This is a genomic window from Aeromonas sp. ZOR0001, assembly GCF_000801015.1.
Taxonomy (GTDB): Bacteria; Pseudomonadota; Gammaproteobacteria; order Enterobacterales; family Aeromonadaceae; genus Aeromonas; species Aeromonas veronii.
The window spans coordinates 65,555-84,567 of the sequence record NZ_JRJY01000070.1 but is presented as its reverse complement, the minus strand read 5'-3'; the positions used below and the strand labels follow the sequence as shown (position 1 = coordinate 84,567).

The following is a 19,013-nucleotide window of genomic DNA, read 5'->3' as shown; positions in this document are numbered from 1 at the left end:
CCAGTGGCTGCCGTTTTCTATTGTGTGCTTGCTGGCGGTTTAGCCCGCCCGACATGGCTTGAACAGATCCAGCTTGTTGTCGTAAACACGGGTCTGCACATCCATGATCCCCAGCATGGAGTGAAAGAGGTTGTCATGGGAGAAGCGCTGGCTGCTCGCCTCCGCCGCCAGGCAACCCATATCAAGCTGGCGATCAGCCTGTAACTGAGGCGAGAACCAGGTCAGCAGAGGCACCCGGGTCTGATCATCGGGAGCAAACTTGTATGGCGTGCCGTGTAGATAGAGCCCCATGGCCCCGAGGGATTCGCCGTGATCGGAGAGATAGACCAGGCCAACATCATACTGGCTCTCCAGCGACTTGAGCTTGTCTATCAGCAGTCCCACCACCTTGTCGGTGTAGCGGATGGTGTTGTCATAGGTGTTGACCAGCTCTTCGTTGCTGCAGTTTTCAATGTCGCTACGCGGGCAGTCCGGCATAAAGGCGCGCTCGCTGGCAGGATAACGACGGAAATAGGTCGGACCATGGCTGCCCATCAGGTGAAAAGCCACCAACTTGTTGCCCTTCATGCCGGCAATCTGCTGATCCAGCCCCTCCAGCAGCACCTCGTCATAGCAGGACTCCCCCTGACAGAGCGCAGGATAGGATTTGGGAAGGATCTCGATGGTCGGCACATTGCGACACACCCCTTTGCAGCCGCCATCGTTCTCTTTCCACAGCACCGAGACTCCGGCATGTTGCAGCACATCGAGCAGGCCGTCACGGGAGCTGGCAAGCTGGTCATCGTAGCCACGGCGCGTGAGGTTGGAGAACATGCAGGGCACCGAAACAGCAGTAGCCGTACCGCAGGAGCGCACATCCCTGAACGACACCACCCCCTGCTCTTTGGCCGTGAAGCTGTTGGTTGCCTTGCCATACCCGTTAAGGGAGTAGTTCTGGCTGCGCGCCGTCTCCCCCACCACCAGGAACATCAGAGTCGGCTTGCTTCCCCGTGCCACCACCCTGGCATCTGTCCCCAGATGCTGGTAGGGGATCGGCGTGGCAAACAGCACATCCCGCCCATATTTGTAGAGGCCGTGCACATAGTTGGCCGGCACAATCTCTTTGGCCAGCGACTTGTTGTTGCGCCCGACCGAGGCGTAATCCTGATAGTAAAGTGACGCCACTCCCCCGATAAACAGCAGAGAGATAGCCAGTGCACCAACCCGCAACGCCAACCCCTGATACCAGCGAGCCGGATAGCGGATCCGCAGCGACCAGAGCACCAGAACAGGCAGCAGCCCGGTCAGCAGAAACCAGAGCGCAACCGAGCCATTCAAATAGGCCCCCGCCTCACCACTGTTGGTCTCCACTATGTTCTGGATCATGCCAGCATCAAAGATGACGCCGTATTTGAGCATGGCGTAGCTGACGATGGAGCCAGTCAGAATGAGCACGGTAAAAAAGGGCTTGAGCACAAACCGGAACGTGAAGGGAATAAACACGGCATTGAGCGCCGCGATCAACACCAGCGGGATCGAGATGGCAAATCCGGCTTTGACATGGGTCAGGGCGCTGAGCACCGTATAGAAATGCAAAAAGATTGGCCAGTTCAGTACCAGAGCGAAAAAGAGCACCAGCAACAGATTGGTCTGCAGTACACCGAGAGTTACACGCATAAACAACTCCTACATACCGGCCTGCAGTGCAGCGGGCCGGCCAAGCCAACAAAAACGACGGGGCCAGCGTAGGAAGTAAAACTTAAGCGCGAATTAAGAGGAGAAGCACGGCGCTCGTGCGCACCATCACAGCACGGGGTGCTCCGCAGCCCCGAAATGGATTTTTAGTTGTCTATCCATCGGATTTTGCTAGCTTGTTGAGTAGGCATTCACGAAATGCAGGTTAACCGATGGCACTGATCCAAGCCTCGATAGAGCAATTGAGAATAGGCCACTATATCCATCTCCCCACGGGATGGACTAACCACCCGTTTATGTTCAATACCTTCAAGATCAAGGACCAGCAGCAACTCGACATTCTCCGTCATCTTGATCTCACCCTGCTGATGGTCGACCCCGACAAGAGCGATCTGCCCATCGAGCCGCTGCTGCGCGGCGATATTCCCGATGCCGGGCCCGATCTTGATGAGCTGGAAGAGCTGATTGCCTCGGGCCCGCCCCCCTTTGACGAAAAGGCCTTTCGCCGCTCCATGCGCGCCGCCGACAAAGCCTTTGGCCAATCCATGAGCGAGCTGCGCGATGCACTCGGGGCGCTGAACCTCAAACCGGATGAGGGACTGGCCAACACCGCCCAGATCGTCCGTAATGCCGCCTTCACCCTCAGTCAGCATGAAGGGCCTCTCGGGCTCCACCTTATTCGCAGCCCCCACACCGATATCCTGCTGCAGCACAGCCTCAACGTCGCCTTTATCGCCATGCTGATGGCCCGCGAGCTGGGCATGAATCCCATCGAACTGGAAGAGACCGGGCTTGCGGGACTTATCCACGACATCGGCGAGCTGAAAATCCCGAGTCAGATCACCCAAAAGCGCGGCGATCTCAGCAAGGCCGAGCAGAACTTCCTCAAGATGCATCCCCAGTACGGGCTGGAGATGCTGACCCAGCTCAACGCCTTTGAACCGAAAATCCGTCAGGTCGCCCACCTTCACCACGAGCGACTCGATGGCAGCGGTTATCCACTGGGGATCAAGGGCGGGGAGATCCCGCCGCTGGCGCGGTTGATCGGGCTGGTCGACTTCTACGACGAACTACTCCATCCCCGCAACAGCGGTACTCCGGCCGCGCCGAGTCAGGCCATCAGCCAGCTCTACAAGTTATCCCAAAAGAAGTTCGACCAGAATCTGGTCAAGTTGCTGGTCAAGGTGCTGGGGGTCTATCCGCCGGGATCACTGGTGAAACTCTCCGACGAGAGCATTGCGCTGGTGCTCTCTACCGAGCCCACCATGCCCCTCAAGCCGAAGATCCTGCCCTATATCAAGGCCCAGCGCCCGGAAGCGGTAGCGATGATCGATCTGCGGGAAGATGAACGCACCATCACTGCTTTTATCAAACAGGAAGAGCTCGATGAGGGACAACGGCAGTTCTTCAATCTGACCCGCCGCTTCTGCTACTACTTTGCATTCTGAGTTATCCCCAGAAGCTGGGGATAACTCATTGGACAAACCGGAATAATTGCTCAAACCCCCATCAGAAGGTTGCCAACTGACCATGTATAAAAAACGCCCAGCCAAGGGGCCGGGCGGAGCATGCCACCTCCGTGTGGCGTATCCAGCGGATACATTCATGCTCCATCCATCAATATCAACCCGCTGCCGCTTACACAAATATCAATTTAACATGCTGATTTAATATGGTTTTATCCACTTGTTCTGGCAAACTGACGGCCCGTTGCGCCCAGTTGGGCCAACAGAACAAGATCCTGATCACACTTATTCACGGGTTGGCTATTTTTTCAGCTGACTTATGAGGAGCGTTTTTTATGCAGTTGGTCCTCTCCTTGCTGCAACAGATGAGCGTCAGCCTGGTGATCGCCTATCTCTTCTCGAAAAGCCCGCTGCTGCGCCCGCTTGCCAACTATTCCGTGAGACTACCTCACAAGATACTGATATACATCATCTTTTCCAGCTTTTGTATCCTCGGCACCTATGTGGGCCTCGATATCGATGATGCCATCGCCAACACCCGGGCGGTCGGCGCCGTCTTGGGGGGATTATTGGGGGGACCGCTGGTGGGCTTTCTGGTGGGGCTGACCGGCGGCCTGCACCGCTATACGCTGGGTGGATTTACCGATCTCGCCTGCGCCATCTCCACCACCTGCGAGGGGTTGCTCGGGGGCATAGTGCACTGGCGACTGATGCGCTCGGGACGAACGGATGCCCTGTTTGAACCACGCATCGCCTTCTTTACCACCCTCTATGCCGAGATCATGCAGATGGTGATCATCCTGCTGGTGGCGACCCCGTTCGACAAATCCCTGCTGCTGGTGCGCACCATCGCCACCCCGATGATTCTGGCCAACTCCTGCGGCGCGGCGCTCTTTATCAGCATGATCCGCGACCAGCAGCGGATGTATGAGAAGTTCTCCCGGGTCTTCTCCGCCAAGGCGCTCAATATCGCCAACCGCACAGTGGGGATCATGAGTCAGGGCTTTACCCCGGAGGCGAGCAACAAGATTGCCCGCATCATTCAGGAGGAGACCGGCGTGGGGGCGGTCGCCATCACGGACACCGAGCAGATCCTCGCCTTTATCGGCACCGGCGAAGATCACCATCTGCCGGGTACCCCCATTGCGTCAGCCATCACCATGCAGGCCATCGCCCACAACAAGGTGCTGTTTGCCGATGGCAACAGCCAGCCCTATCGCTGCAGCCTCTCCTCCGCATGCCAGCTGGGCTCGGTGCTGGTGATCCCGCTGCAGGGGGACAAAGGAGTGATCGGCACCATCAAGCTCTACGAGCCGAAGAAGCGGCTGTTTCTCAAGATCAACCACACCCTGGGGGAAGGGATTGCCAACCTGCTGTCACAGCAGTTGCTGGCCGGTCGGCTGGAGCAGCATCAGCGGCTGCTGGTGCAGTCCGAGTTGAAACTTATCCAGGCCCAGATCAACCCCCACTTTCTGTTCAACACCCTCAACACCATCAGTGCCATCACCCGGCGCGATCCGGACAAGGCGCGGGATCTGCTGCTGCATCTTTCGCTGTTCTTTCGCAAGAACCTCAAGCGACAGAGCGGCCTTGCGACCCTGCAGGAGGAGCAGGAGCACTGCCAATCCTATCTGGAGATCGAGCTGGCCCGCTTTGGCGATCGGCTGACGGTGATAAACGAGATCCCGCCCCATCTGGCCACACTGCGACTGCCCAGCTTCACCCTGCAACCGTTGATCGAGAATGCCATCAAGCACGGCATCTCGACCCTGCTGGAGCAAGGGCGCATTCGCCTCTGGACTGATGAGCATCCCACCAGCGTCACCATCCATGTGGAAGATAATGCAGGCACCTGGCAAGCACATCCCGCTGGCGACGGTCTGGGCATGACCATCGTAGACCGGCGACTGAAAAGCGCCTTTGGCGAGCGCTATGGCGTGACTATTGCGTGCGAGCCGGAACAGTGGACCCGGGTGTCGTTCACCATCCCCAAGGAGCAACCATGATCCGCACCCTGATTGTCGATGACGAACACTATGCCCGCGAAGAGCTGAGGCAGCAGCTGGCCTGCGATCCCGCCATCGAGATAGTGGGGGAGGCGGCCAACGCCATCGAGGCGCTGCCGCTTATTCAACGGCTCAAGCCCGACGTGGTGTTTCTCGATATCCAGATGCCCAAGCTGAGCGGTATGGAACTGGTCGCCATGCTCGACCCCCTGCCCCGCATCGTCTTTGTCACCGCCTTTGACGAGTACGCCATTCAGGCCTTTGAAGAGAACGCCTTCGACTACCTGCTCAAACCGGTGGAACCGGCCCGGCTGGCCAAGACCCTCGCTCGCCTCAAGCAGGATATCTCCCCGCAGCCCATCGAGCGGCTGGTCCCCACCATCGAACACATTCCGGGCTATCTGCACAATCGGGTCAGGCTGCTGCCCATCGCACAGGTGGAGTATGCCTTCTCCGATCTGGGCGGGGTCCATGTGGCCTGTCAGGGCGAGCTGTTCCACACCCAGCTTACCCTCAAATCGCTGGAAGAAAAGAGCCCGCTGCTGCGCTGCCACCGCCAGTATCTGGTCTCCCCCAACGCCATCTTCGAGATCAGGCTGCTGGATAACCAGCTGGCAGAGATTGTCACCCCGAGCGGCGCCCGGGTGCCGGTCAGTCGTCGCTATCTCAAGGAGCTCAAAGATCAGCTGGGGCTGGACTGAGCCGCGGAGTGTGCGCCTGATCACAGCCGCCGACCGCTCGGCGCGCCAAAGCGCCGCTCGGGGAGTTTCACCTGCCAGCCAGGCGCAACCGTTTTAGACTCGCTCTGCACACTAAAAAATAACAATGCAGGAGCGTAGCAATGATCTGGTTCTTCCTCTGTGTCGGCTTACTTGTGGCCGGCTACTTCATATACGGCAAATTCATCGAACGGATATTCAGCCCGAAACCCGAGCTGAAAACCCCCGCCATCACCATGGCTGACGGGGTGGACTATGTCCCGATGTCGGACAAGAAAGTCTATCTGGTTCAACTGCTCAACATCGCAGGCGTTGGCCCCATCTTCGGCCCCATCCTGGGTGCACTCTACGGCCCGGTCGCCATGCTGTGGATCGTCTTTGGCTGCATCTTCGCCGGTGCGGTACATGACTACTTCTCCGGCATGCTGTCGGTGCGCGCCAAGGGAGCCTCGGTGCCAACCGTGGTCGGTGAGCATCTGGGCACCGCCGCCAAGCACTTCATGAACCTGTTTGCCGTGGTGCTGCTGATGCTGGTGGGCGTGGTATTCGTGCTGAGCCCGGCAGGGCTGCTCGCCAACCTCACCTCCACCGATCTGGTCTACTGGATCGTGGCAATCTTTGCCTACTACATCCTCGCGACCATAGTCCCTATCGACAAGATCATCGGTCGCTTCTATCCCATCTTCGGCGCCCTGCTGGTCTTCATGTCGGTCGGCCTCATCGTTGGCCTGATCGCCTCCGGCAAAGGCTTCTACAACACCGGGATGGACTTCTCCAACCTGCACCCGACCGAACTGCCGCTCTGGCCGCTGCTCTTCATCACCATCGCCTGTGGCGCGGTATCAGGCTTCCACGCCACCCAGTCACCGCTGATGGCGCGCTGCATGCAGAACGAAAAATCCGGCCGCTTCATCTTCTACGGCGCAATGATCGGTGAAGGGATCATCGCCCTTATCTGGTGCACCCTGGGTCTTTCCTTCTACGACAGCACCGAAGCACTCAACGCTACTATGGCCAACGGCGGCCCGGCAGCCGTGGTACACGAAGTCTCCACCAGCCTGCTCGGCACAGTCGGCGGCATTCTGGCCATCCTCGGCGTGGTGATCCTGCCCATCACCTCCGGTGACACCGCGTTTCGCAGTGCTCGCCTGATCGTGGCGGACTTCCTGAAGATGACCCAGAAGCCGCTGGCCAAGCGTCTGCTGATCGCCATCCCCATGTTTATCCTTGGCTTCATCATCTCCAAGGCTGAATTCGGGGTGATCTGGCGCTACTTCGGCTGGGCCAACCAGACCACCGCCGTCATCATGCTGTGGGCTGCAGCTGCCTACCTCATCAAAGAGGGCAAGCTGCACTGGATCTGCACCCTTCCCGCCATGTTCATGACTGCTGTCGTGATCACCTATCTGGCCAACGCCCCCATCGGGTTCGGGCTGGAGATGGGGACCTCCACCATCATCGGCCTGACTGCAACGGCGGCTATTACCGTGGCCTTCCTGATGAAGTTCCGCCAGCCGCTGGTCAGCAGTACCAGCGAAGGGTAAAAACAGCAAAAAATGCAGCGAAAGCAGCACAAAAAGGCGCCTGATGGCGCCTTTTTTAATGACAAAAAGACTAATAAGACAACTGTTGGATGGCTTCAGCTTCAATACAGCGAATAGCTTTAAGATTCCGGGCGAACTGACGATAAATGTGTGATTCTTAATTGCTTTAGTGCTTGTTGGAACCAATGATTAAGCTGTGCGTCATGCCAGTGGAGGTTATAAATGGCCCTTGATTATTTTGCACTTGGTCTGCTCGTCTTTGTCGGGCTGGTCATTTTTTATGGAGTCATCGTTATCCACGATATTCCTTACGAGATAGCCAAACATCGGAATCACCCTCATCAGGATGCCATTCACGTGGCAGGTTGGGTCAGCCTGTTTACCCTGCACGTGCTGTGGCCCTTCCTCTGGATCTGGGCAACCATCTATCGCCCCGATCGCGGCTGGGGCTTTAGCCAGCGGCTGCAAAAAGATGAAGAGGAGCTGGCGGCCCTCAAGCAGGAGTTGGCGGATCTGAAGAGCCGTATCAACACTATCGAACAGAGCGAGCAACAGGGATAAACCATGGACCTGCTACTGATCCTGACCTACACGGCGCTGTGTGTCGCCATATTCAAAATCTTCCGCATCCCGCTCAACAAGTGGACCGTCCCCACCGCAGCACTGGGCGGCGTGCTGCTCATCGGCACCCTGATCATGCTGATGAACTACAACCACCCCTACTCCGAGATGGCGCGCAACTACTACGTCTCCACCCCCATAGTGCCGCTGGTCAAGGGCCGGGTCGTTGAGGTTCCGGTGCAGGCCAACCAGCCGGTGAAAAAAGGCGACGTGCTGTTTCGCCTCGATGACGAACCGTTCCGCCTGAAAGTGGAGAGCCTCACCGCACGGGTCGAATCCAACCGCGAGCACCTCAAGTCCATTGAGGCAAGACTGCGCTCCGCCAGGCTGGATAGGGATCGCGCCAGCGACCTGATGCGCCGTGGCGTGGGCAAGCAGCGTGACCTCGACGTCACCCAGGCCAACGTGGATGACATCGTGGCCCAGATTGACCAGCAGAAAGCCACCCTGAACGATCTGCAGGCCCAGCTGATGGAAGCCAAGTACCAGCAGTCACAAACCGTGGTCTATGCCCCGAGCGATGGTCATGTGGTGCAGCTGGCCCTGCGCCCCGGCATGATCGCCACCCCCTTCATGTATCGTCCGGTGATGACCTTCATCCACAAGGATGACACCGCCTACGTCGGCTGGTTCTGGCAGAACAGCATGCAGCGACTGGCGGTGGGTGATGAGGCCGAAGTGGTGATCGATGGCGTACCCGGCAAAATCTTCAAAGGCAAGGTGACCGCCGTGGTTCCGGCCATTGCCGCCGGTAACGTGCAGGCCAACGCCGGTCTGCTGGATCAGACCACGGCGGTGCGCCCGGGTCGTCTGCCGGTGGTTATCTCCATCACCGACCCCGAGTGGGCCAAGTATCAGGTAATTGCAGGCTCCAGCGGGCAGGCTGCCATCTATACCCACTACTTCCACCATGTATCTGTGATGCGCAAAGTGCTGCTGCGCATGGCAAGCTGGATGAACTACATATTCCCGTTCCATTGATCAGCACCCAAGCACCCTGTGGGCCGGCATCATGCCGGCCCGCTGTTTTTGTGACGGCAAGCACCCTATAATGGCGCCATCTTGCACCACCCCACATCGACATACCCAAGCCTGCATGTTCGTTCTCAGACCCTATCAGACCGACGCCGTCAACGCCGTGATCAGCCACTTTCGCAAACACCCGGATCCCGCCGTGGTGGTGCTGCCAACCGGTGCCGGCAAGAGTCTGGTGATTGCCGAGCTGGCCCGCAAAGCGCGCGGCCGGGTGCTGGTGCTGGCCCACGTCAAGGAGCTGGTGGAGCAGAACCATGCCAAGTACGAGGCGTGGGGGCTCAAGGCCGATATCTTCGCTGCCGGTCTGGATCGCAAGGAGGCGAGCGCCCAGGTGGTGTTCGGCTCGGTGCAGTCGGTTGCCCGCAATCTGGATGCCTTTGACGGAGCGTTTTCGCTGCTGATCATCGATGAGTGCCATCGGGTCTCACTCGATGATGACAGCCAGTACCATCAGGTGATCGACCACCTCAAGGCCGCCAATCCGGCCCTCAAGATCCTCGGTCTCACCGCCACCCCCTATCGGCTCGGGCTGGGCTGGATCTACCGGCGCCACTACCACGGCATGGTCAAAAGCCACGGCGAGCGGCTGTTTGGCGACTGCGTGTTCGAGCTGCCCTTGCGTTTTATGGTCAAAAACGGCTACCTGACGCCGCCGCGCATGGTGGATGCCCCCATAGTTCACTACGACTTCAGCAAGCTGGTGCCGCGGGAGAATGGTCTCTTCAGCGAGGCGGATCTCAACGGAGAGCTCAAGCGCCAGCAGCGGGTCACCCCCCATATCCTGAGCCAAGTGCTGGAGTATGCCGCCGACCGGCAGGGGGTGATGATCTTCGCCGCCACCGTCGAACACGCCCGCGAAATTCACGGCCTGCTTGGCGCCAGAGGCCAGCAGGCGGCCCTTATCACCGGCGAGACCCCGGGGCCGGAGCGCGATGCCCTCATCAACGCCTTCAAGGCGCGGGAGCTCAAGTTTCTGGTCAACGTGGCGGTGCTCACCACCGGCTTCGATGCCCCCCATGTCGATCTTATCGTGATGCTGCGCCCCACCGAGTCGGTCTCCCTCTATCAGCAGATCGTGGGGCGGGGCCTGCGCCTCTCGCCGGGCAAGAAGGATTGTCTGGTGCTCGACTATGCGGGCAACAACTTCAACCTGTTCGCCCCTGAAGTGGGGGAGCCTCGCCCCCACGCCGGCACCGAGCCGGTGCAAGTGCCCTGCCCCGCCTGCGGCTTTGCCAACACCTTCTGGGGCAAGACCGACGAGGATGGCAAGGTGATCGAGCACTACGGCCGCCGCTGTCAGGGGCTGTTTGAAGATGATGAGGGCAACCGCGAGGAGTGTGACTACCGCTTTCGCGCCAAGATCTGCCCCGGCTGCGGTGCGGAGAACGACATCGCCGCCCGCCGCTGCCAGAGCTGCGATCAGCTGCTGGTCGACCCTGACGACAAGCTCAAAGAGGCGCTCAATCTCAAGGATTGCATGGTGATCCGCTGTGCGGGGCTAACCCTCACCGCAGGGCGCGGCAAACAGGGGGAGCGGCTGGAGGTGACCTACCACGATGAGGATGGGCTGACCCTCAGTGAATACTTCGGATTTCACTCCCCGGGCGCACGGCGCTTGTTTCAACAGCACTTTGTGCGTCATCATTGGCCCGCCCCGGGGCTGGAGCCCGAATTTGCCACTCTGGCGAGCGTGCTGGCCGCTCAAAGCCAGTTCCGTCATCCGGATTTTGTCATCGCCCGCAAATCGGGTCGCTTCTGGCAGATAAAAGAGAAAATTTTTGATTATGAGGGTCGCTATCGTACCGCCAACTCGATGGCATGATGGCGACCGGCATACATGGCATGAATTGCGTTATCCCGTCGATCCCGCATCGGCTGGTTGAATTATCAGGGTCGGCACCACTGCCGGGCCCTTCGTCACGTTAGAGGATGTTATGCAGCGGCTGTTGATTGGTTTTTGTGCTCTCTTTTCTTCTCTGGCGGCTCATGCCGCCCCGCTGACGCCCCCTCAGGGTGGCCAGTACGCCATCATGGTGCAGGGCAATAACGGCATCGAGTTCGCCCGCCACGCCGATCAGATGATCGCCCCCGCCTCCACCATGAAGGTGCTCACCGCGCTGGCGGCCCGCCTCGAGCTGGGTGCCGACTTCCGCTTCGCCACTGACATTCAGGCCCAACCCGGTGCCAAACAGGGCGACACCATCAACGGCGATATCTGGATCAACTTCGTCGGCGACCCCACCCTCTCCCGCATGGATCTGCTGGCTCTGTTCAAGCAGCTCGGCGTCACCAGCATCAAGGGCAACGTCTACGTCAACACCGGCGCCTACAACGGCTACGAGCGCGGCAACGGCTGGTCGTGGGGGGATCAGACCCTCTGCTTCGCAGCGCCCGTCTCCTCGGTCATCATCGACAAGAACTGCGCCTACGGCACCATCACTGCCACCCAGATTGGCAAACCGGCGGTGGGCAATGTGGCTACCGGCGTCCCCATCGGCATCGGTGCCGACAACGTGGAGGTGATGAGCTATGGCGACATGGCGCGCCAGTTCTGCGCACTGGAAGTAGACATGGCCAAGGGCAACTTCTACGAACTCAAGGGCTGTATCACCCCGAACAAGGAGCCGCAGGGACTGCGTTTCGCCATTCACGATGTGGAAGCCTGGGGTTGGGACAACATCCGCTGGGCGATGAACCGTGCCGGTATCAAGCATGATGGCCTGCTGCGGGTCACCCACAAGGCCCCTGAAGGGGCTGAGACCCTCGGCACCCACTATTCGGTCTCCCTGCCGGTGATGCTGGCCAAGATGCTGAAGAAATCGGACAACCTCTATGCCGACACCTTCCTCAAAACCGTGGGCCGTCACTACTACAACAAGCCGGGCAGCTATCGCAGCGGCACCATGGCGGTGCGCGCCATCCTGACCAAGAACGGCATCGATCTGGGCAACGCCACCCTGGCAGATGGCTCCGGTCTCTCCGCTCACAATCTCATCAGCGCCCGTCAGATGATGTCGGTGCTGAACTTCATCCAGAAAAATGATGCCGAACTTGGCCTGATCAAGCTGCTGCCAAGCTCCCAGGTGGATGGCACCCTGGCGTGGCGCCGCAGCGTCACCGCCCCCATGATGAAGAACAAGGTCCACGCCAAGACCGGCACCATCACCGGCACCTCCAATCTGGTTGGCTTTATCGACACGGCAGGCGGCCAGCGCAAGGCGTTCGTGATGTTCCAGCGCGGCCTGTCCCAAGATCCGGCCACCCATGAGCGCTACCGTGCCAGCAAGGCGCCGTGGCCCTGGACTGTATTCGAGAAGGGGGTGCTGGAGAGCATCTATCAGCAGCAGCCTATCCAGATCGCCGATGAGAGCTGAGCCAATAGGCCCACTCGAATCAGGGTATCGATAATTTCGGCTTCAAGTCGCCACGAGGCAGGGCTATGCTATTGCCTGCCTCATTTCAACGGCCATACATAAACGGCTTAAAAAACGGAGAGAAAATATGTTTGCAGTGATTTTTGGTCGCCCGGGTTGCCCCTACTGTGTCCGTGCCGTACAGATCGCCGAGCAGCTGACCGAACAGCGCGATGACTTCAAATTCCGCTACGTGGATATCCATGCAGAAGGGATCACCAAAGAAGATCTGGCCAAGAGCGCCGGCAAGCCGGTCAACACCGTGCCGCAGATCTTCCTGGATGAGCAGCACATCGGTGGCTGCACCGATTTCGAAGCCTACGCCAAAGCGAATCTGGGTCTCTACCAGTAATGCCGGCGGGTCATCCCTAGCGGGTTGACCGCCAGAACGTATAAAAAAATCCGGCGCCATCAGGCGCCGGATTTTTTTATGAGCGGAACTCGCACCATCCCTTGTCAGGGAGCCACAGACTGGGGTCAGGGAGTCACAGACTGTGCGGCAAAGCGCGCAATGATGGGGTTGTGATCCGAACTGTCGGTGGCCGGTGAACTCACCTCGACCAGGTCCAGATTGCGGTAGTAGAGGTGATCCAGCGGGCGACCGAAGGCGGTGCGGCGCAGGTCAGGCACCGGCACGGCCTCTTGCAGGCCCAGCTCGTCCACCAATTTGCTTAACCAGAACTGACGTTTGTCGCTCCAGGTATTGAAATCACCGGCCAGGATCACCGGCCCCTGATGGCGGCGCACCAGCGCAGTCAAATCGTTGAGCTGCTCGCGGAAGGTGGCCATCCCCAGCTCGAAATTGACCGCATGGATATTGATGACCATCACGCCATCAGGATCGCCCTGCAGCGGATAGAGGCTCACCAGCCCGGATTTGGGGATACGCAGCAAGGGCTCGGGGGAGCGCACGCCACAGACGAACGCCTGCGGGGTCTTGGCCACCGTCATCACCCCGAACGAGACGCCGCCCTGGGTGAAGGCTTGCAGCTGTTGCCACTGGAAATCACCGGCGCGCAGCCAGTCGAGCATATCGGGACGGGTGGCCGACTCTTGCAGCAGCACCAGATCCTGCCCCTTGGCATAACTGTCCATCCCCTCGCGCCAGTTCTTGCGCTGGCCCTTGTAGAGATTCCACACCGTCACCCCGAATTCACGGGGCAGCGCCGTAGTCGCCAACGCTACCAGCGGCGGACGCTGGCAGTCGAGTCCCGGCACAATCCCTTGAGCTGTGACCAGATGGTTCTGATCCGGCACCTCAAAACAGCCTACCAACCCCAGGGTCAGCAGGGAGGTGCCAAGAATGCGATAACTATTTTTCATTGGCTAACAACCGCCCGCCTTTGCTTTTTGTTGCGACCATCACAAACGTCATCCACGCCGACTAAGCTGATAGTCCCTGTTCCACCCAACCAGAAGGACCTTGTCTCATGGCGAAAGAACTTCGGTACAACGTGACGTTTTATGATCAACAAGGAAATTGTCATCAAGTGGAGCTGGCCACCGTCTATCAGATAAGACGGGACCCTCAATGCGATCTCTGCCTGTTTGACACCCTGCAATATGTGGGCTCGGAAGAGATGCTGGAACGCATGATACGGCAAAAAACCGGGCTTGAGCAGGAAATATCCATCATCAATGCCCGGCTGATTTAATCAGGCACTCACCGGAACCGGGCGGGATTTGCCCTGTTCGTCGATGGCGACATAGGTGAAGATCCCCTCGGTCACACAGTAACGCTGGGCGTCGTTTTCCCGCAGTACCGGCTTGACCCACACCTCCAGCTTGAGCTTCATGGAGCTGCGGCCGATCTTCATGCAGCGGCCGTAGCAGCAGACCACATCACCCACCTTGACCGGACTGTGAAAGGTCATGCCTTCGACGGATACGGTACAAATACGTCCTTTTGCCAGCTCCTTGGCCATAATGCCCCCACCTATATCCATCTGGGACATGATCCAGCCACCAAAGATGTCGCCATTGGGGTTGGTATCGGCTGGCATTGCCAGGGTTCTCAGCAACAACTCCCCATCGGGGTGACGTTTTGTATCTACCATCATTACCGCCTCTCTCTCATGGATGGCGGCATGATAGGGGGCGATCACCCCCTTGGCAAACCTCAATTACCCGAGGCGGCGAGCTCGGCAAACCAGTGGGCCGGATCGGGCCAGCGATAGTTGAATCCCATCTGCTGACAAATCAGCTGGCCGTCGATGGGTTGAAATTCACCGGCAGGCTCGATAAAGACCGGCACGGGCAGCCCCTGCTGGCGCGCCGCAAAGGGATAGAACTGCTCGCGGCGCGGATGCACCGGCGCGCTCAGGTTGAAGACATCCCCGTCCTTACCCCGCTCCAGCAGCAGCATGCAAGCCGCCACCACATCGTCCAGATGAACCAGATTGACCGACTGGGCGCCGCCATCGAGAGTCTTGCCCGCGAGGAAACGGCCGGGATGGCGATCCGGGCCATAAAGGCCGGAGGGGCGCACTATCATCACCGTCTCGAAACCGGTCGCCAGCACCGCCTGCTCCGCTGCCAGCATCCGCTCGCCACGGGCATGACGCGGTTTGGGCAGCTCCCCCTCTTCTTGACCCGCCCCCCATACCGAGGTGGCGCTGACAAACAGCACCCGCCGGGTGCCATTCGCTTTGGCCAACGCGCAGACCCTTGCCACCGCCTGCGGATAGTCATCGGTCTTGCTGGGCGGTACGCAGATCACCAGCGATTCGCAGGGGATGGGCCACGCATCCGACATATGGGCAGAAATCGTCAGTGGATAGGCATTGATCCCCTCCCCCTGCAAACGGGCTGCCTTCTCGGCGCTGCTGACCGTGACAGCAACCTGCTTGCCTGCCGCCAGCAGAGCCCGCGCCAGCGGCAGCCCCAGCCACCCCGCCCCCAGAATGCCGATCGTCCCGGCGAAATGTTGCTCTGTCATCATCCCTTCTCCTGCTTGACGCTATTTGCCCCGCAGCTTACCTGCCTTGGCATAAAAGGCAAACATTCGCACGGTATTAGTAAATAACCGAGCACGTTGTGCATCCGGTGAAAGCAAGAAATTCCCAAGTGGTGCAACTTTATTTATTAAAACTTAATATTCCCATCCAATAGTCAATAGATTTCCTTACCTCTTTATCAAACTCATATATTGAACCATCAGTTAACTCTACTTGTAGAACGGAAATATCAAACCCATTACTAAAACCAGAAGAAAAGCCCCCCCTTATGAACCAGTGCTTTCCGAACAATTGGAGTTCTTGTTTTTCCTAAACTCGCGTGCTTTGAGCCATTACAGATATCACGCATTACTCGAAGACTTGGACATTCACTCCCAACATGCCCTTGTAAATCGCTTAATTGCTTATACTTGAGCGTGTCTTTATTCTCTTCATAATACCAGTCACAAAGATGCCAGAGCTTGCTTTCACACTCAATAGCCAAATTTTCATTAAGGGGGTCTGCAAAAAATAACTCTACTTTACTTTTTGTTGATGCCCAGTAATCATCAAGCGAACAAATACCAAAAGAATAATGCATCTACTGTGACCTTAAAAAATTTTTCAAAATAAAAATATATAATCAAATCTATAACTTCACCTTTATATCCTGCCCAGCTTTCATCAACATATCAACACATTGTTTTCATGTTCAAAAATATCTCCGAGACACCACAGCTTGCTATCAAATAGAGATAATAAACATCTACGCGTCTACTGACAAAAAAGCGGGCCAATGGCCCGCTTGGTTATATTTTACTCACTCCATCCTCACACCGGCGGATGGAAATGGCTGGCCTCGCGGGTGGCCATCTCCTCGTAGGTGGCCCACTTCTGCCACGCCACTTTTTGCGCCACCTGCATCAGCCGCTCGGCCTCCTCTGGATGGCTCTGGGCCAGCACTCGATAACGGGTCTCCTCTTGGCGATATGTGGCAAGGGGAATGGAGGGGCGCAGGCTGTCGAGGCTGAAGGGGTTCTGCCCCGCGCTGCGCAGTACCGGGTTGTAGCGTATCAATGGCCAGTGACCGGAGGTAACGGCGCGTTTTTGCTGGGTCAGGCCAAACTCCATATCGATGCCATGGGCGATACAGTGGCTGTAGGCGATGATGAGCGACGGGCCCGGATAGGCCTCCGCCTCACGCAAGGCCTGCAGCGCCTGCTGCGGGTTGGCACCAAAGGCGATGCGGGCAACATAAACGTTGCCGTAGGAGATGGCTTGCAGCGCCACATCCTTCTTGGCCAGCGTCTTGCCTCCCGCCGCGAACTTGGCGACGGCGCCGAGCGGGGTCGATTTCGACATCTGGCCGCCAGTGTTGGAGTAGACCTCGGTATCCATCACCAGCACGTTCACATCGCGTCCGGAGGCGAGCACATGATCGAGCCCCGCCGAGCCGATGTCATAGGCCCAGCCATCGCCGCCGATGATCCAGACCGAGCGGCGCACCAGTTGATCGATAAGCGATAGCAGCTCGCGGGCCTTGCCGGACTTCACCTCTTCCAGCCGCTCGCGCACTTGCGCCACCCGGGTGCGCTGGGCGCGGATCTCCGACTCCAGCCGCTGCGGGGCCTTGATCAGGGTATCGACCAGCTCTGCGCCCAGCTCCCCTTTCATCGCTTCGAGGGCCGCCACCGCCTGCCCGTGATGCTGATCGGCGGTGAGACGAAAACCAAAGCCAAACTCGGCGTTGTCCTCGAACAGGGAGTTCGACCAGGCTGGCCCCTTCCCTTCGCCATTCTTGGCCCACGGGGTGGTCGGCAGGTTGCCGCCGTAGATGGAGGAGCAACCGGTGGCGTTGGCCACCAGCATGCGATCGCCAAACAGCTGGGTCAGCAGCTTGAGGTACGGGGTCTCGCCACAGCCGGCGCAGGCACCGGAGAACTCGAACAGGGGTTCGAGGAACTGGGCACCGCGTACCGTGGAGAAATCCACCCGCTCGCGGGCAGGCCACGGCAGGCTCTCGAACCAGCGCAGCGCCTGTTTCTGGCCAGCCAGATGGGGCGCCTTGTCCATCATGGTGATGGCGCGCTCGCCCTCGTGTTCCTCATCCGCCCCGGCCCGCACCGGACAGGCCTGCACGCACTGACCGCAGCCGGTGCAATCCTCCGGATAGAGCTGCAGGGTGTAGCGGCTGTCGGGGAAGCCCTTGGCGGTAACGGGCACCGACTGGGCTGCCTCGGGGGCGGTCGCCAGCCAGTCCTGATGGTAGAACTTGGCCCGCAGTGCCGCGTGGGGGCAGACAAAGACGCAGTTGCCGCACTGGATGCAGATATCGGAGTGCCAAATCGGGATCTCGCGAGCGATATCCCGCTTCTCGAAGCGGCTGGTGGCAGTGGGGTAAGTGCCATCCACCGGCAGCATGGAGACAGGGATCAGATCGCCGCGCCCCGCCAGCATCTCGCCGGTGACCCGCTGGACAAACTCGCTGCCACCCGGCGCCAATGGCAGCGGATAGTCGCTGATCTGCTCGTCACCGGCAGGGATCACCACCTTGCTTAAGTGAGCCAGGGTATCGTCCACCGCCGCGAAGTTGCGCGCCACCACCTCGGGCCCCTTGCGGGCATAACTCTTCTCGATGCTCTCCTTGATCAGCGCAATGGCTTCGTCCCGTGGCAACACCCCTGCCAGCGCGAAGAAGCAGGTCTGCATGATGGTGTTGATGCGATTGCCCATGCCGTTTTGCTCGGCCACCCGATCCCCATCGATGCAGTAGAGCTGGATATTGAGGGCGCGAATACGGGCGCGCAGCCGCTCGGGCAGCTGGCCCCACACCTTGTCCGCCTCATATGGGGCATTGAGCAGCAGGGTCGCCCCTTCGGCGGCGTGCTCCAGCAGATCGACCGACTCGACAAAGCCCCACTGGTGGCAGCCGATAAAGCTCGCCTGCTCGATAAGCCAGGGGGCATCGATGGGCTCGGGGCCAAAGCGCAAGTGAGAGACGGTGCGCGAGCCCGACTTCTTGGAGTCGTAGACGAAGTAGCCCTGGGCGTGGAAGCCCTCCAGCTCGCCGATGATCTTGATGCTGTTCTTGTTGGCGCCCACCGTGCCGTCGGCGCCGAGGCCGAAGAAGAGCGCCCGCACCCGGCTGGCTGGCTCAAGATCACCGATGGGATGCCAAGCCAGACTGAGGCCCGACACATCATCGACAATCCCCACGGTAAAGCGCGGGCGCGGCGCATCGGATGCCAGCTCCTCGAATACCGCCGCGCACATGGCGGGGGTGAACTCTTTGGAAGAGAGGCCATAGCGGCCGCCGCTCAGCCAGGGCAGCCGCTTGATAAGGCCGCGCTGCAAGCCATCGATCAGCGCACTCTGCACATCCAGCAGCAGCGGCTCGCCGCCCGCCCCCGGCTCCTTGGTGCGATCCAGCACCGCCATGCGCCGCACGCTCTGCGGCAGCGCATCGAGCAGCGCCTGTACCGGGAAGGGGCGATAGAGGCGCACAACCAAGACCCCGGTCTTGCGATCCTGTTGGTTGAGCCAATCCACGGTGGTGCGGGCGGTGGCCGCCCCCGAGCCCATCAGCACGATGACGTCGG

General features: G+C 59.2%; 16 protein-coding genes. 10 read left to right on the top strand and 6 right to left on the bottom strand.

Going from position 1 to position 19,013, the window contains the following annotated elements; genetic code table 11:
• Window positions 1-39: 39 nt before the first annotated feature.
• On the bottom strand, window positions 40-1,656 hold the full coding sequence (locus L972_RS08615; RefSeq protein WP_047437570.1) for a phosphoethanolamine transferase: 1,617 nt from the start codon (window positions 1,654-1,656) through the stop codon (window positions 40-42).
• A gap of 230 nt (window positions 1,657-1,886) precedes the next feature.
• Here L972_RS08615 and L972_RS08610 point away from each other — a divergent pair, with 230 nt between their 5' ends.
• The 9 genes from L972_RS08610 to L972_RS08570 all read left to right on the top strand — a co-directional run bounded on the left by L972_RS08610 (window position 1,887) and on the right by L972_RS08570 (window position 12,830).
• Window positions 1,887-3,122: an HD-GYP domain-containing protein gene (locus L972_RS08610; RefSeq protein WP_047437568.1), complete on the top strand. Its 1,236-nt coding sequence runs from the start codon at window positions 1,887-1,889 to the stop codon at window positions 3,120-3,122.
• 353 nt (window positions 3,123-3,475) lie between these two features.
• Window positions 3,476-5,146 carry a sensor histidine kinase gene (locus L972_RS08605; protein ID WP_047437566.1) on the top strand — a complete coding sequence of 557 codons (1,671 nt, stop codon included), beginning with the start codon at window positions 3,476-3,478 and terminating at the stop codon, window positions 5,144-5,146.
• Window positions 5,143-5,847, top strand: coding sequence for a two-component system response regulator BtsR (gene btsR / locus L972_RS08600; protein WP_047437564.1), 705 nt, complete (start codon window positions 5,143-5,145; stop codon window positions 5,845-5,847). The genes L972_RS08605 and btsR overlap by 4 nt, the downstream gene beginning before the upstream one ends.
• A 140-nt stretch (window positions 5,848-5,987) precedes the next feature.
• Window positions 5,988-7,409 (top strand): carbon starvation CstA family protein, encoded by a 1,422-nt coding sequence (locus L972_RS08595; RefSeq protein WP_047437562.1) that lies wholly within the window; start codon window positions 5,988-5,990, stop codon window positions 7,407-7,409.
• A gap of 222 nt (window positions 7,410-7,631) precedes the next feature.
• On the top strand, window positions 7,632-7,970 hold the full coding sequence (locus tag L972_RS08590) for a DUF3302 domain-containing protein (RefSeq protein WP_005337862.1): 339 nt from the start codon (window positions 7,632-7,634) through the stop codon (window positions 7,968-7,970).
• Between the two features lie 3 nt (window positions 7,971-7,973).
• Window positions 7,974-9,011 carry an HlyD family secretion protein gene (locus tag L972_RS08585; RefSeq protein ID WP_042055557.1) on the top strand — a complete coding sequence of 346 codons (1,038 nt, stop codon included), beginning with the start codon at window positions 7,974-7,976 and terminating at the stop codon, window positions 9,009-9,011.
• Between the two features lie 115 nt (window positions 9,012-9,126).
• Entirely contained in the window at window positions 9,127-10,887 is a 1,761-nt protein-coding gene (locus L972_RS08580) for a DEAD/DEAH box helicase (protein WP_047437557.1), read from the top strand.
• A gap of 112 nt (window positions 10,888-10,999) precedes the next feature.
• The gene (dacB, locus tag L972_RS08575; RefSeq protein ID WP_047437554.1) at window positions 11,000-12,439 is read left to right on the top strand and encodes a D-alanyl-D-alanine carboxypeptidase/D-alanyl-D-alanine endopeptidase; all 1,440 of its coding nucleotides are present in this window, start codon (window positions 11,000-11,002) and stop codon (window positions 12,437-12,439) included.
• A gap of 94 nt (window positions 12,440-12,533) precedes the next feature.
• Window positions 12,534-12,830 carry a GrxA family glutaredoxin gene (locus tag L972_RS08570; protein WP_223849348.1) on the top strand — a complete coding sequence of 99 codons (297 nt, stop codon included), beginning with the start codon at window positions 12,534-12,536 and terminating at the stop codon, window positions 12,828-12,830.
• A 125-nt stretch (window positions 12,831-12,955) separates the two neighbouring features.
• Here the strand turns inward: L972_RS08570 and L972_RS08565 are convergent, their stop codons facing one another.
• Window positions 12,956-13,801, bottom strand: a complete 846-nt coding sequence (locus tag L972_RS08565) for an endonuclease/exonuclease/phosphatase family protein (protein ID WP_005350508.1) — start codon at window positions 13,799-13,801, stop codon at window positions 12,956-12,958.
• A gap of 107 nt (window positions 13,802-13,908) precedes the next feature.
• Between L972_RS08565 and L972_RS08560 the strand changes: the two genes are divergently transcribed.
• Window positions 13,909-14,133, top strand: coding sequence for a hypothetical protein (locus L972_RS08560; protein WP_005337874.1), 225 nt, complete (start codon window positions 13,909-13,911; stop codon window positions 14,131-14,133).
• Here L972_RS08560 and yciA read toward each other — a convergent pair whose 3' ends face one another.
• The 4 genes from yciA to nifJ form a co-directional block, all read right to left on the bottom strand.
• On the bottom strand, window positions 14,134-14,538 hold the full coding sequence (gene yciA, locus L972_RS08555) for an acyl-CoA thioester hydrolase YciA (RefSeq protein WP_005337875.1): 405 nt from the start codon (window positions 14,536-14,538) through the stop codon (window positions 14,134-14,136).
• Between the two features lie 59 nt (window positions 14,539-14,597).
• Entirely contained in the window at window positions 14,598-15,419 is an 822-nt protein-coding gene (locus L972_RS08550; protein ID WP_047437552.1) for an NAD-dependent epimerase/dehydratase family protein, read from the bottom strand.
• A gap of 257 nt (window positions 15,420-15,676) precedes the next feature.
• Window positions 15,677-16,015 (bottom strand): hypothetical protein, encoded by a 339-nt coding sequence (locus L972_RS21390; RefSeq protein WP_136501287.1) that lies wholly within the window; start codon window positions 16,013-16,015, stop codon window positions 15,677-15,679.
• Between the two features lie 230 nt (window positions 16,016-16,245).
• Window positions 16,246-19,013 (bottom strand): pyruvate:ferredoxin (flavodoxin) oxidoreductase (gene nifJ / locus L972_RS08545; RefSeq protein WP_052200042.1); only part of this gene is annotated, 2,768 nt, incomplete at its 5' end.

Coding starts and splice junctions, on each gene's coding strand:
- L972_RS08615 (WP_047437570.1), bottom strand. CDS start 1,656: ATGCGTGTAACTCTCGGTGTACTGCAGACCAATCTGTTGCTGGTGCTC.
- L972_RS08610 (WP_047437568.1), top strand. CDS start 1,887: ATGGCACTGATCCAAGCCTCGATAGAGCAATTGAGAATAGGCCACTAT.
- L972_RS08605 (WP_047437566.1), top strand. CDS start 3,476: ATGCAGTTGGTCCTCTCCTTGCTGCAACAGATGAGCGTCAGCCTGGTG.
- btsR (WP_047437564.1), top strand. CDS start 5,143: ATGATCCGCACCCTGATTGTCGATGACGAACACTATGCCCGCGAAGAG.
- L972_RS08595 (WP_047437562.1), top strand. CDS start 5,988: ATGATCTGGTTCTTCCTCTGTGTCGGCTTACTTGTGGCCGGCTACTTC.
- L972_RS08590 (WP_005337862.1), top strand. CDS start 7,632: ATGGCCCTTGATTATTTTGCACTTGGTCTGCTCGTCTTTGTCGGGCTG.
- L972_RS08585 (WP_042055557.1), top strand. CDS start 7,974: ATGGACCTGCTACTGATCCTGACCTACACGGCGCTGTGTGTCGCCATA.
- L972_RS08580 (WP_047437557.1), top strand. CDS start 9,127: ATGTTCGTTCTCAGACCCTATCAGACCGACGCCGTCAACGCCGTGATC.
- dacB (WP_047437554.1), top strand. CDS start 11,000: ATGCAGCGGCTGTTGATTGGTTTTTGTGCTCTCTTTTCTTCTCTGGCG.
- L972_RS08565 (WP_005350508.1), bottom strand. CDS start 13,801: ATGAAAAATAGTTATCGCATTCTTGGCACCTCCCTGCTGACCCTGGGG.
- L972_RS08560 (WP_005337874.1), top strand. CDS start 13,909: ATGGCGAAAGAACTTCGGTACAACGTGACGTTTTATGATCAACAAGGA.
- yciA (WP_005337875.1), bottom strand. CDS start 14,538: ATGATGGTAGATACAAAACGTCACCCCGATGGGGAGTTGTTGCTGAGA.
- L972_RS08550 (WP_047437552.1), bottom strand. CDS start 15,419: ATGATGACAGAGCAACATTTCGCCGGGACGATCGGCATTCTGGGGGCG.
- L972_RS21390 (WP_136501287.1), bottom strand. CDS start 16,015: ATGCATTATTCTTTTGGTATTTGTTCGCTTGATGATTACTGGGCATCA.